The sequence below is a fragment of the Verminephrobacter aporrectodeae subsp. tuberculatae genome (genome assembly GCF_026127385.1).
GTDB lineage: Bacteria > Pseudomonadota > Gammaproteobacteria > Burkholderiales > Burkholderiaceae_C > Acidovorax > Acidovorax aporrectodeae.
In genome coordinates, this window is sequence record NZ_QZCX01000001.1 from 1,951,088 (window position 1) to 1,963,104 (window position 12,017).

Below are 12,017 nucleotides of genomic sequence, written 5' to 3' on the forward strand. Positions count from 1 at the left end.
CATGATCAAAGTGGGTCTGCTCGGTGCCGGACGCATCGGCAAAGTGCACGCCAGGAGCATCGCCGCCGACCGGCGCAGCCAGCTGGTGGCGGTCTCCGACATCGACGCGCAGGCGGCGCGTGAATTGGCCTCGACCCATGGCGCCCGGCCCCTGTCCTCGCAGGAGATCATGGCCGACCCGGGGATCGACGCCGTGCTCATCGCCACCTCCACGGACACGCACGCGGCGCTCATCGAGGCCGCGGTGCGCGCGGGCAAGGCCGTGCTGTGCGAGAAACCCGTGGACCTGAACCTGGAGCGGGCGCTGGCCTGCCAGGCCGTGGTGGCCAAGGTCGGCCGGCCCGTGATGATCGGCTTCAACCGCCGGTTCGACCCCAACTTTGCCGCGCTCAAGCGCGCCTTCGACGCCGGTGAAATCGGCAAGGGCGAGTTGCTGTCCATCACCTCGTTCGACCCGGCGCCGCCGCCGGTGGGCTACGTCAAGCTGTCCGGCGGGCTGTTCCGCGACATGGCGATTCATGACTTCGACATGGCGTGCTGGATCTTCGGCGCGGCCCCCGCTTCGGTCACCGCGATCGGCTCGAGCATCGTCGATCCCGCGATTGGCGCCGCGGGGGACCTGGACACGGCCGTGATCACGCTGCATTTCGCAGACGGTCGCATGGCGGTCGTGAAGAACAGCCGGCGCGCCGTCTACGGCTACGACCAGCGCATTGAACTCCTGGGCTCGGACGGTCTGCTGTCTGCCGGCAACGTGCTGGAGCACACCGTCACCCGGATCACGACCGCAGGCGCGCAGGCCGCCAAGCCGGAATACTTTTTCCTGGAACGCTATATGAAAGCCTACGCGGCCGAGTGGAGCGCCTTCGTGGACGCCGTGCAGTCCGGATCGGACTACCCGGTGACGCTGCGCGACGGCGTGCACGCGCTGGCCGTGGCCGACGCGGCAACGCTCTCGTGGCAAGAAGGCAGGACCGTGAAACTCATCGGCGGACGCCCGACCTGAACCCCCGGGCCCCGCCCTGCACCCTGTTGCGCGCGTTCCAGGAGTGGTTCCAGCTTGCAACGCGCACCCCGCAGGAGGACAGGACATGAAGACGACAACGACGCCGGCGGACGTGGGCATGGGCATGGCGCAGCCAACCCCGGGCGCGCCGGCCGCGCCGCTGGAGACGCGGCGGCGCAGGCGCAGGTGGCCGCCCGAGCTGAGCACCCTGCTGGTGCTGCTCGGGATCGGCCTGTTCTTCGAGGCCGTGGGCTGGGCCGTGGTGGGGCAGAGCTTTCTCTTGAACACCGAGCGCTTGCAGATCATCGTGTTGCAGATGGCGGTGATCGGCGTCATCGCCGTGGGCGTGAACCTGGTCATCATCACCAGCGGCATCGACCTGTCCTCCGGCTCCGTGGTCGCCGCCGCCGCCGTGGTCTCGGCGAGCCTGGCGCAGGTGTCGGACTTTCCGCGCGCGGTGTTTCCGCAGCTCACCGACCTGCCGCTGATCTGGCCGCTGCTCGCCGGCACCGCCGTGGGGCTGCTCGTCGGCCTGATCAACGGCTCGCTCGTGGCCTTTACGGCGATCCCGCCCTTCATCGCCACGCTGGGAACCATGGTCGCGGTGCGCGGCTTTGCCAAATGGTTCACCAACGGCATGCCGGTGTCCATGCTCACCGACGACTTCGCGGCCATCGGCTCGGGCGTGAACCCGGTCCTCATCTTCCTGTTCGTCGCCGGGGTGTTCCACGTGGTTCTGCGCTACACGCGCTTTGGCAAATCCACCTACGCCATCGGCGCGAACCGCCAGGCGGCCATCGTCTCGGGAATCAACGTGCGCCAGCACCTGGTCTGGATCTACGTGATCGCGGGCATGCTCAGCGGCATCGCGGGCACCGTGACGGCCGCGCGCGCGATCTCCGGCCAGTCCGGAATGGGGGTGATGTACGAACTCGACGCGATCGCCGCGGTGGTCATCGGCGGCACCTCGACGGCCGGCGGGCTCGGGCGCATCACCGGCACCGTGATCGGCGTGCTGATCCTCGGCGTCATGACCTCGGGCTTTACCTTTATCCGCATCGACGCCTACTACCAGGAAATGGTCAAGGGCGTGATCATCGTCGCGGCCGTGATCGCCGACCAGTACCGCAACAAGAAGCGCCGCGCATGAACACCCACCAAGGAGTATTTGCAGCATGATCAACGGAGAAATCCCTTCCGGCCTGCCCATCCCCTGGGGCATGGTCGGGGGCGGGCAGAGCAGCCAGATTGGCTATGTCCACCGCTCGGCCGCGCTGCGCGACGGCAGCTTCGCGCTCGTCGCCGGTGCCTTCGACATCGACGCCGAACGTGGCCGCGCATTCGGCCAGCGGCTCGGGCTCAGCGCGCAGCGCTGCTACGCCGACTACAAGACCCTGTTCGAGGCCGAGGCGCGCCGCCCGGACGGCATGCGCGCGGTATCCGTCGCCACGCCCAACGACACCCACTTCGAGATCTGCCAGGCCGCGCTGCACGCCGGGCTGCACGTGGTCTGCGAAAAACCCCTGTGCGTGAGCAGCGCGCAGGCGCTGGAACTGCGGGAACTCGCGCAGGCAAAGAACAAGATCGTCGGGGTCACCTACGGCTACTCCGGCCACCAGCTGATCACGCAGGCGCGCGAGATGATCGCGCGCGGCGACCTGGGCGACGTCCGCATCGTGCACATGCAGTTCGCGCACGGCTTCCACAGCGCGCCGCTCGAGAGCGACAACCCATCGACGCGCTGGCGCGTGGATCCGAAGTTCGCCGGCCCGAGCTACGTGCTCGGCGACATCGGCACGCACCCGCTGTACATCTGCGGCCTGATGCTGCCCGGGCTGAAGATCGAGCGGCTGATGTGCTCGCGGCAAAGCTTCGTCAAGAGCCGCGCGCCGCTGGAGGACAACGCCTTCACCATCATGCAGTACCGCGGCGGCGCCGTCGGCTACCTGTGGGCCTGCGCGGTGAACGCCGGCTCCATGCACGGCCAGAAGATCCGCGTCATCGGCTCCCGGGCGAGCCTGGAATGGTGGGACGAGCACCCCAACCAACTGCGCTACGAGGTCCAGGGCGCGCCGGCGCAGGTGTTCGAGCGCGGGATGGACTACCTGCACCCGGACGCGCTGCACGACGACCGCATCAGCGCGGGCCACCCCGAGGGGCTGTTCGAGGCCTGGTCGAACCTCTACTACCGCTTTGCGCTGGCGATGGACGCGAGCGACCGGCGCGACACCGAGGCGCTGCGCACAATCCACTACCCGGACATCGACGCGGGCGTCGAGGGCGTGCGCTGGGTCGAGAACTGCGTGCGCTCGGCCGACGCCGGCGGCGTCTGGGTCGATTACTGCTGACGCGTGCGCTTGGCATGGTCCGCATGGGTCCGCCGCCCCGGCAGCCGCGCATGGCCTGCGCCGCAGCATTGCCATCGGAAACGGGAACATACGAGCGGTTACGATCGGGCCTGCCGCGATCGCCGATTTCGTGCCCTGCGATGAAACCACCCCCGCCCCCCCCCGAATCCGTTGAACAGTTCCTGCACTGCATCACGCAGGAATACGACGGCCTGAGCCGGCAGCTCAAGGTGATCTCGCGCCACGTCGAGGCGCACCGCGACCAGCTGGGGCTCGAAGGCATACAGTCGGTGGCCGGGCAATGCGGCGTGCAGCCATCCGCCATGGTGCGCTTTGCCAAGCGTTTCGGCTTCTCCGGCTTCTCGGAGATGCAGCGTTTGTTCCGCGAAGGGCTGGCCGAGCAGATTGCGCCGGGGCGCGCGTACAAGCTGCGCCTGCGCGAGCTCATCGAGTCCGGGTCCCCGGACCTGCAACCCGAGGAAATCGCCGACGAATTCATCAAGGGCAGCATCGCGGGGATGCAGCAGCTGCGCCAGACGCTGGACCAGCAGGACTTTGCGCGCGCCGTGGAACTGCTGGCGAACACGCAGGCGATCTGGATCGCCGGCTCGCGCCGCTCGTTTCCCGTGGCCGTGTACCTGGACTACGCGCTGCAACACACCGAAAAGCGCATCGGCCTGTTGAACGCGCTCGGCAGCATGCAGCAGGGGCAGATACGCTCGGTGCGCGCCGGCGACACGCTGATTGCGATCTCGTTCGCCCCCTACGCCGAGGAAACCGTGCAGCTCGCGCAGCAGGCCCGGCAGCGCGGCGCGCGGCTCATCGCCATCACCGACAGCCGCATGGGCCCGATCGCGGGCGCGGCCGAGGCCTGCTTGATCGTGCAAGACAGCGCCACCTTCGGCTTTCGCGCCCTCACGGCCGCGATGGGCCTGGCGCAGAGCCTGTTCGTCGCGCTCGCGTACCGCCTCGAACTCTCCTCCCAGTCCGGCGACGCCGGGCGCCGCAGCGGCAGCGGCCTGAGGACCGTCGCGCACGCGCACCTGTCGCTGCTGAAGAAAGCCGGCACCTGAGACACGGCCGCGCACGGTGCGTGGGTGCGTGGGTGCGAGAGGGGGAGGGGCAGCGCAGCGTTCATGAACGCGTCATCCAACTGCCTTTGTCCGGACATTTTTGTTTTCCATAGTCCAGGGGTGCACACGGAGACCCCCCATGACAACGACAACTTTGGACCGGCTGATGGCGCGCGCCATTGCCTGCACGGCGCTGACCGCGGCGGCATGGCCGTCGATCCACCCCCTGCGCGCCGCATGAACCCCCTGCTTGAAGTCCGGGACCTCGCGCGCCATTACCCGGTGCGCAGCGCCCCCTGGCGCCGGCCCGCCACCCTGCGCGCGGTGGACGGTGTCTCCCTCGGCCTGCCCGCGGGCCGGACCCTGGGCCTGGTCGGCGAGTCGGGTTGCGGAAAATCCACCACCGCCCGCCTGGTGCTCGGGCTCCTGCCGCCCACCGGCGGCGAGGTGCTCTTCGAGGGCCAGCCCGTGCCCTCGGTGCGCGGCCCGCGCTGGCGCGCCTTGCGCCAGCGGATGCAGATGGTCTACCAGGACCCGCTCGCGGCGCTCGACCGCCGGTTGCCCGCGCAAGACCAGGTGGCGGAACCGCTGGCGATTTTCCATCGGGGGACGGCGGCCGAGCGCCGCGAGCGCGCCCGCGCGATGCTCGCCGCGGTCGGGCTCACCCCCGCGCTGATGGCGCGCTACCCGCATGAGCTCTCGGGCGGCCAGCGCCAGCGCGTGGTGCTGGCGCGGGCGCTGATCCTCGGGCCTGCGCTGCTGGTCTGCGATGAACCCGTCTCCGCGCTCGACGTTTCGATCCAGGCGCAGGTGATCAATCTGCTGCAAGACCTCCAGGAACAGCACCAGCTCGCCTACCTGTTCATCAGCCACGACCTCAAGGTCGTGCGCCAGCTGAGCCACGAAGTGGCCGTGATGTATCTGGGCCGGATCGTCGAGCAATGCACGGCGCAAGCGCTCTTCAGCCATCCGGCGCACCCCTACACGCAGGCCCTGGTCGCGGCGGTCCCGTCGCCATGGCGCAGCACGCGAGCGCCGCGCATCGTGCTCCGCGGCGAGCCACCCAACCCCGCTGCGCCGCCTGCGGGATGCGCGTTCCACAGCCGCTGCGCGCAGGCCATGCCCGCGTGCCGCGCCGTGCGGCCTGCGCTGCGCGAAATCGCACCCGGCCACGCGGCCGCGTGCCACCTCCTGGCGCAGGCCTGACGCGCATGCCGGCCTACCTCGTCGTGCGCTTGCTGCGGGCGCTGCTGACGATTTTTCTGGTGCTCAGCTTTGCTTTCCTGATCCTGCGCTCGTCCGGGGATCCGGCGCTGATGATCCTCTCGCCCGACGTCCCGCACGAGGCGCTGCAAGCGTTTCGCCGCAGCTGGGGGCTCGACGCCCCGCTGTGGCAGCAGTACCTGGGATTCCTGCGCAACCTGCTGCAGGGCCATTTCGGTTACTCGATGCGCGACAACAGCCCGGCGATGGCGCTGGTCATGCAGCATCTGCCCGCCACGCTGGCGATCACGCTGCCGGCCTTCGTGCTCAAGCTGCTGATCGGCGTGCCCGCCGGCGTCTGCGCGGCCTTGCACCGCAACTCGGCCATGGACCGCTGCGTGATGGGCCTGTCCGTCGCCGGCCACACCATCCCCAGCTTCGTTCTCGCCCTGGTGCTGGTGCTGGTCTTCGCCGTCGGCCTGGGCTGCCTGCCCAGCGGCGGCGCGGGCAGTTGGAGGCACGCGATCCTGCCGGTGCTCACGCTGAGCCTGGGGGGCGCTGCCGTGCTGGCCCGCTTCACCCGCTCGGCGATGCTCGAGGTGATGGGCCAGGCGTACATCCGTACGGCGTCGGCCAAGGGCCTGCTCTGGCGCGCGGTCGTGCGCCGGCACGCCCTGCCGAATGCCGCCATTCCGACCGTGACCATCATCGGCTTCATGGTCGGCAGCCTGATCGCCGGCACCGTGGTCGTGGAAAGCGTTTTTTCCTGGCCCGGCGCCGGGCGGCTGCTGGTCATTGCCGTCGCCAACCGCGATCTGGCCGTGGTGCAGAGCCTGCTGCTGCTCGTGGCCGCGACCATGGTGACGTCAAACCTCATCGTCGATGCGCTGTACGGATGGATCGACCCCCGGCTGCACCACGGCCGGGCTGCCAAGGACTGATATGTCTGCGATTGCCCTGCCGCAGAGCACCGTCCCCACCACCGCAGGCTGGCGCCAGCGCCTGCGCTACCTGCTGCGCGCCTACCCGCCGCTGGTGCTGCTGTGCGCGCTGTGGATGCTCGCCACCGTCGCCGTCGCGCTGCTCGCCGGCCACCTGGCGCCCTACGCGCACAACCAGATCGACCTGCAGGCCCGGCTGGCGCCGCCGTACTTCATGGGCGGATCGGCGCAGCACTGGCTGGGAACGGACGAGTTGGGCCGGGACATCCTCTCGCGCCTGATGCTCTCCATCCGCATCAGCCTGCTGGTGGCCCTCGTGAGCACCCTGCTGTCGGCCACGCTGGGGGTCTTTCTGGGATTTCTGGCGGCGCATTTCCGGGGCTGGGTCGAGCAACTCGTGCTGACCCTGGTCGATTTCCAGGCGGCCATGCCGTTCATGATCATTGCGCTCGCCGTGCTGGCCTTCTTTGGCAACACGCTGACCCTGTTCATCGCGCTCATGGGCCTGTACGGCTGGGAGCGCTCGACGCGCATCACGCGCGGCCTGTGCATCGCGGCCAACGAGCAGGGGTACGCGGCTGCGGCGTTCGACATCGGCGCCTCGCCGCTGCGCGTATACCTGCTGCACGTGCTGCCGAACATCGCCAGCACCCTGATCGTGGGCGTCACGCTGACCTTCCCCGAAGTGATCCTGCTGGAGTCCGGCCTGTCGTTCCTGGGGCTTGGCGTGCAGCCCCCGATGACCAGCCTGGGGAATATGGTCGGCTATGGCCGCGAATACCTGCAAACTGCGCCCTGGATGCTGCTCACCCCGAGCGCCGTGATCGTCCTGACCAGCTTCTCCGTGGGCATGCTCGGGGACTGGTTGCGCGATCGCCTCGACCCCAGCCTGCGCTGACCTGACCAACTCGCCTGCGCGCATGCGCAACGGGCGCTTGCCGCACGCGGCAGCGGACGTTCACCGACCTTGGGTATGCTCGGGGACCGGCCGCGCGCTCGCCCCCATCCCGCTGCGCTGCCCCATTGAAACCATCCATGATTCCCCGTAAGGAGAAAACCATGAAGAAAAAAAACGTGCTGTTCATCATCGCCGACCAGTGGCGGGGAGACTGCCTGTCCATGCTCGGGCACCCGGTGGTCGAGACGCCGAATATCGCCGCGCTGGCCGCCGAAGGCGTCACCTTCAAACGCCACTACACCCAGGCCGTCCCCTGCGGCCCGGGCCGCGCCAGCCTGCTGACCGGCCTGTACATGATGAACCACCGGGAGGTCCAGAACACCACCCCGCTGGACGCGCGCCACACGAACCTCGCGCTCGAACTGCGCAAGGCCGGCTACGACCCGGCGCTGGTCGGCTACACCACCACCACCCCCGACCCGCGCGTGACCGCGCACGCGGACCCGCGCTTTCGCTCGCTCGGCGCCGACATGGAGGCCTGGCGGCCCGTCGGCTCCTGGGGGCTGACCAAGTTGGAGACCTACTTCCCGTGGCTCACCGCGCAGGGCTTCTCCGTGCCCGAGAACCCCTGGGACCTCTTTCTGCCGCAAGACCTGGGCCCCGGCGAGATCGGCGCGAGCCGCAAGCCAAGCCGCATCCCCGCGCATCTGTCGAACACGGCCTGGTTCACCGGGCTCGGAATCGATTACCTGCGCAGCACGCGCAACAAGCCCTGGTTTCTGCACCTGGGCTACTGGCACCCGCACCCGCCGTTCATTGCCTCCGCGCCCTACAACGAGATGTACGACCCCGCACGCTGCCCCTCCCCCGTGCGCGCGGCCAGCGCGCAGGCCGAAGGGCAGCAGCACCCCCTGCTGCGCTACTACGTGGAAAGCATCCCGCGCAGCAACTTCTTCCAGAACGGCCAGGGCCTGGGCAGCGCGATGGACGACGCCGAAGTGCGCCAGATGCGCGCGACCTACTATGGCCTGATACGCGAAATCGACGACCAGCTCGGCCGGGTCTTTGGCTACCTCAAGGAAACGGGCCAGTGGGACGACACCCTGATCGTGATGACCAGCGACCATGGCGAGCAACTCGGCGACCACCACCTGCTGGGCAAGATCGGCTACTTCGACGAGAGCTACCACGTGCCGCTGGTCATCCGCGACCCGTCGCGCGCGGCCGACGGCACGCGCGGCACGCAGGTGGATCACTTCACCGAGGTCGTAGACACCATGCCGACCCTGCTCGACTGGTTGGGGCAGCCCACGCCCCGGGCCTGCGACGGCCGCTCGCTGCTGCCCTTCGTTCGGGAAGGCGCAGCCCCTGCGCGCTGGCGCACCGAGGTCCACTACGAATACGACTTCCGCAACATCTCCACGTCCCAGGCAGAAACCGCACTCGGCCTGGAGATGGACGAATGCGCGCTGGCCGTGGTGCAGGACGAGCACTACAAATACGTGCACTTCGCCGCCAGCGCGCCCCTGTTCTTCGACCTGCGGCGCGACCCGCAGCAAATGAACAGCGTCGCCGGACAGCCCGAATACGCCGCGCAGCAACTGGTCTACGCGCAAAAAATGCTCGACTGGCGTTTGCTGCACGCGGAGCGGACGTTGACCGGCTACGCCGCCTCGCCCGAGGGACTGCGCTCGCGGGGATAGGCCACTGGGGCCACAGAGGCGGGCGCTCCTGCCTTGCTTGTGCAGTCCATCCAATGCACACGCGCTCAGTCCAACGCCGTAATCAGTATCTCGTCCAGAGACATCAGAAGATCGTGGCAGGCATTCACAATCAAATCCATTTCGCGGGAATCCGTGCCCAGGGCGGGTTGTTTGGGGTCATCAAAGTGGTGCAGTGTGACTGCCTGGCGTAGCGCGATAATGCGATCAGTCGGGTCCGGAAGGCGTTTTGCCGCAACCGCATCCCATGTTATCCAGCTTGTTCTGGCAATGCGGGGCAACAACTCCGCCCGCCGAGTAATCCGCGCGAATCGAATCAATATATTCCGGCGCAGATCATCATCGTAGGAATGCGTGTGAAACTTTATCGCCATCTCACCCAACTCAGTGACGAGGGTGAGCAAGGTCTCCAACTCTTCCCGGATGACCTTCCTTCGGGATTGGCGCGCCTGGTTGGACACCACCACGTACCAGCCGGCAACGATCAACACAGGGGGAATGATCTTGGCCAGCGCATCCCAGGCTGTGGGGGTCATGGGCGAACGGTGTTGTTTGAACTGACGGCGTCCGCCACGTACTGCCGCGTCTCGGTGATGAAGCTGCGGTCTTCGGATTGCAGCAAGATATGCGCGTCGAAGTCGCTCACGGAGCGCCAATGCATTTTTCGGACGATGCCGCCAAACAACTCATCCAGAAAGCTGCTGCCGTAGCCAACGGTACCATCCAGCACCACAACGACCATTTCTTCCTTTTCAAGGGCGGGGGCCAAGTAATCGTCCCGATATTCTTCACCGCTGAACTTGCTGATCCTCTTGTATCGTCCGCCTGGATACCGGGTAAAGTCTGCTATGCGCAATGTGGTGGTCATGGGGATTCTCCGGATGCAGAGGGCAGACTCGACTGCAATAGATCGGGGTTCTATGTGGTGGTCGCCGCCACAAAGGCCGGCGGCGGCGGCGACCCCGCCGACAGGGTCATCACCTCGTACCCGGTGGGCGTGACCAGCACGGTGTGCTCCCATTGCGCCGAAAGGCTGTGGTCCCGGGTCACGATGGTCCAGCCGTCGCGGCCCAATTCCTTGACCTCGCGGCGGCCCGCGTTGACCATCGGCTCGATGGTAAAGACCATGCCGGGGCGGAGCTCCTCAAACGTTCCGGGGCTGCCGTAGTGCAGCACCTGCGGCGCTTCGTGGAACCTCTTGCCGATGCCGTGGCCGCAGAACTCACGCACGATGGAAAAGCCATGGCTCTCGGTGAACTTCTGGATCGCGTACCCCACGTCGCCCAGATGCGCGCCGGGCCTGACCTGTGCGATGCCGTGCCACATCGCGTCGAAAGTGACGGCGCACAGGCGCTTGGCGGCAATCGAGGTCTCGCCGACCAAGTACATGCGGCTGTTGTCGCCATGCCAGCCGTCCGGGGTGATGACGGTGACGTCCACGTTCACGATGTCGCCCTTTTTCAGCGGCTTGTCGTTCGGAATTCCATGGCAGACCACATGGTTCACCGAGGTGCATAGCGACGCCGGGTAGGGCGGATAACCGGGCGGCTGATAACCCACGGTGGCCGACACCGTCCCCTGCCGGGCCATGCATTTGGCGCCCAGCTGGTCGATGTCGTGGGTGCTGATTCCGGGCCGGACGTGCGCTCCAATATGGTCCAGCACTTCGGATGCCAGGCGACACGCCAGACGCATGCCGGCAATGTCTTCGGCGCTTTTGATGAGGATGCTCATGGGGCGCGATTATCCATCGCCCTCCGGCCGCAGGCGCCGGGCCTCCCGGGAGCGACACCGGGGGCGCCCCTCCACGAGGAGCCCATCGGGGGGCCGGGCAGCCCGTCAACGACCGCGCGGATGCTTGGCGATGAACGCGCGCAGGGCGGCGTCAATGCGCGTCTGCCAGCCTTCGCCTGCCGACTTGAAGTGCGCAATCACCGTGTGCGACAGCCGGATGTTGATGCGCTCCTTCGGGAACTCGGCCCGTGGGCGGCCACGGGGCCTGAGCATTTTCTTGGCGACCTCCGCGCCAAAAATTTGGGGCAATACCTCGCTCGCCGGACGCGCCTTGGCGAAGTCCTCCTGCGTCCATTCCGGGTTCTCGTCGTCCGGAAGTTCAGGCCTGGTTTTCTTGCGCATGCTTGTCTCACCTCACGTTGGTTCGCTTTGCGCAGGCTGATGACATGCACCTTGCCAGCACGTGGCGGGAACACCATCGCGTGCAATCGGTCCCGAATGAAGCCGAGAACACGGAATCGGCGCTCGCCGTAGTCCTTGCGGTCATTCTCTTCGATCACTGCGTCAGACCAGTCCAACGGCTCAACCACCGAGAACGGAAGGCCACGCGCGCGCTCGCTTCCAGGACCGCCCGTTGGCGATCGCCAGCAACCGCCAACGCCCCATCCTCCGGAGGGAGCAAGGCCATGGGGGAATAGATGCAATGCCCAAAAATCCGCCGCCCGGTGGGTATTCCATGAGCAAAACAGTCACATATCTGACGTTTATTCTTGTATAAAAACCAACAAACGCCAGATCGCCCCGGTCCCCTTCGGCGAACCGCTGGCTCCCCGCGCAGTCGACGAATCCGCTGACCGCCCCGAACCGCAGCCCCCGCTTCGGGCCCCTCGCTACAGGGAGCCGCCCAGGGAACAGCGGCGCCGCGCCGCGGTCGATCGCCAGCGCCCATCCCCGCCGCAGACCCCTCGGGGGAGGCGCCGCACGGTGGCGAAGCAAGGGGCAAGCAGATAAATGCCCAAAAAATAAACTGGAATTGAAAATTTTCCGTAAACAGTGGTTACACTACCAACGTTTCAAAAAGCAATTTATGACA

12 protein-coding genes and 1 pseudogene are annotated in these 12,017 nt (G+C 67.2%); 8 read left to right on the forward strand and 5 right to left on the reverse strand.

Translation table 11 applies throughout. The features are described 5' to 3' along the window. Window position 1: 1 nt before the first annotated feature. From iolG to D5041_RS08455, 8 genes are all read left to right on the forward strand, one after another. The gene (gene iolG, locus D5041_RS08420; protein ID WP_265284350.1) at window positions 2–1,006 is read left to right on the forward strand and encodes an inositol 2-dehydrogenase; all 1,005 of its coding nucleotides are present in this window, start codon (window positions 2–4) and stop codon (window positions 1,004–1,006) included. Between the two features lie 124 nt (window positions 1,007–1,130). Next, window positions 1,131–2,156, forward strand: a complete 1,026-nt coding sequence (locus D5041_RS08425; protein ID WP_265258691.1) for an ABC transporter permease — start codon at window positions 1,131–1,133, stop codon at window positions 2,154–2,156. Window positions 2,157–2,181: 25 nt separating this feature from the next. Further along, entirely contained in the window at window positions 2,182–3,354 is a 1,173-nt protein-coding gene (locus D5041_RS08430; protein WP_265257726.1) for a Gfo/Idh/MocA family protein, read from the forward strand. A gap of 140 nt (window positions 3,355–3,494) precedes the next feature. After that, window positions 3,495–4,427, forward strand: a complete 933-nt coding sequence (locus D5041_RS08435; protein WP_265284351.1) for a MurR/RpiR family transcriptional regulator — start codon at window positions 3,495–3,497, stop codon at window positions 4,425–4,427. 207 nt (window positions 4,428–4,634) lie between these two features. Further along, window positions 4,635–5,633 (forward strand): ABC transporter ATP-binding protein, encoded by a 999-nt coding sequence (locus D5041_RS08440; protein ID WP_502321495.1) that lies wholly within the window; start codon window positions 4,635–4,637, stop codon window positions 5,631–5,633. Window positions 5,634–5,638: 5 nt separating this feature from the next. Beyond that, complete coding sequence (locus D5041_RS08445; RefSeq protein ID WP_010104962.1) at window positions 5,639–6,571, forward strand: ABC transporter permease; 933 nt, start codon at window positions 5,639–5,641, stop codon at window positions 6,569–6,571. 1 nt (window position 6,572) lies between these two features. Continuing rightward, window positions 6,573–7,469: an ABC transporter permease gene (locus D5041_RS08450; protein ID WP_010104961.1), complete on the forward strand. Its 897-nt coding sequence runs from the start codon at window positions 6,573–6,575 to the stop codon at window positions 7,467–7,469. Window positions 7,470–7,630: 161 nt separating this feature from the next. Next, window positions 7,631–9,172, forward strand: a complete 1,542-nt coding sequence (locus tag D5041_RS08455; protein WP_265257722.1) for an alkaline phosphatase family protein — start codon at window positions 7,631–7,633, stop codon at window positions 9,170–9,172. A 65-nt stretch (window positions 9,173–9,237) separates the two neighbouring features. Here the strand turns inward: D5041_RS08455 and D5041_RS08460 are convergent, their stop codons facing one another. From D5041_RS08460 to D5041_RS08480, 5 genes and pseudogenes are all read right to left on the reverse strand, one after another. Continuing rightward, window positions 9,238–9,726 (reverse strand): hypothetical protein, encoded by a 489-nt coding sequence (locus D5041_RS08460; RefSeq protein ID WP_010104955.1) that lies wholly within the window; start codon window positions 9,724–9,726, stop codon window positions 9,238–9,240. Continuing rightward, window positions 9,723–10,058 carry an STAS-like domain-containing protein gene (locus tag D5041_RS08465; protein WP_265257720.1) on the reverse strand — a complete coding sequence of 112 codons (336 nt, stop codon included), beginning with the start codon at window positions 10,056–10,058 and terminating at the stop codon, window positions 9,723–9,725. The genes D5041_RS08460 and D5041_RS08465 overlap by 4 nt, the downstream gene beginning before the upstream one ends. Before the next feature lie 50 nt (window positions 10,059–10,108). Beyond that, window positions 10,109–10,924 (reverse strand): type I methionyl aminopeptidase, encoded by an 816-nt coding sequence (gene map, locus D5041_RS08470; RefSeq protein ID WP_265257719.1) that lies wholly within the window; start codon window positions 10,922–10,924, stop codon window positions 10,109–10,111. 105 nt (window positions 10,925–11,029) lie between these two features. After that, the gene (locus tag D5041_RS08475; RefSeq protein ID WP_265283267.1) at window positions 11,030–11,326 is read right to left on the reverse strand and encodes a BrnA antitoxin family protein; all 297 of its coding nucleotides are present in this window, start codon (window positions 11,324–11,326) and stop codon (window positions 11,030–11,032) included. Between the two features lie 23 nt (window positions 11,327–11,349). Further along, window positions 11,350–11,628, reverse strand: a pseudogene (locus D5041_RS08480) (BrnT family toxin); the annotation flags it as partial. Window positions 11,629–12,017 lie beyond the last annotated feature (389 nt).

Bases quoted from the DNA above. Each gene is read 5' to 3' on its own strand.
- D5041_RS08475 (WP_265283267.1), bottom strand. From the start codon at position 11,326: ATGCGCAAGAAAACCAGGCCTGAACTTCCGGACGACGAGAACCCGGAA.
- D5041_RS08455 (WP_265257722.1), top strand. From the start codon at position 7,631: ATGAAGAAAAAAAACGTGCTGTTCATCATCGCCGACCAGTGGCGGGGA.
- D5041_RS08425 (WP_265258691.1), top strand. From the start codon at position 1,131: ATGGCGCAGCCAACCCCGGGCGCGCCGGCCGCGCCGCTGGAGACGCGG.
- iolG (WP_265284350.1), top strand. From the start codon at position 2: ATGATCAAAGTGGGTCTGCTCGGTGCCGGACGCATCGGCAAAGTGCAC.
- D5041_RS08435 (WP_265284351.1), top strand. From the start codon at position 3,495: ATGAAACCACCCCCGCCCCCCCCCGAATCCGTTGAACAGTTCCTGCAC.
- D5041_RS08440 (WP_502321495.1), top strand. From the start codon at position 4,635: ATGGCCGTCGATCCACCCCCTGCGCGCCGCATGAACCCCCTGCTTGAA.
- D5041_RS08430 (WP_265257726.1), top strand. From the start codon at position 2,182: ATGATCAACGGAGAAATCCCTTCCGGCCTGCCCATCCCCTGGGGCATG.
- D5041_RS08460 (WP_010104955.1), bottom strand. From the start codon at position 9,726: ATGACCCCCACAGCCTGGGATGCGCTGGCCAAGATCATTCCCCCTGTG.
- D5041_RS08445 (WP_010104962.1), top strand. From the start codon at position 5,639: ATGCCGGCCTACCTCGTCGTGCGCTTGCTGCGGGCGCTGCTGACGATT.
- map (WP_265257719.1), bottom strand. From the start codon at position 10,924: ATGAGCATCCTCATCAAAAGCGCCGAAGACATTGCCGGCATGCGTCTG.
- D5041_RS08465 (WP_265257720.1), bottom strand. From the start codon at position 10,058: ATGACCACCACATTGCGCATAGCAGACTTTACCCGGTATCCAGGCGGA.
- D5041_RS08450 (WP_010104961.1), top strand. From the start codon at position 6,573: ATGTCTGCGATTGCCCTGCCGCAGAGCACCGTCCCCACCACCGCAGGC.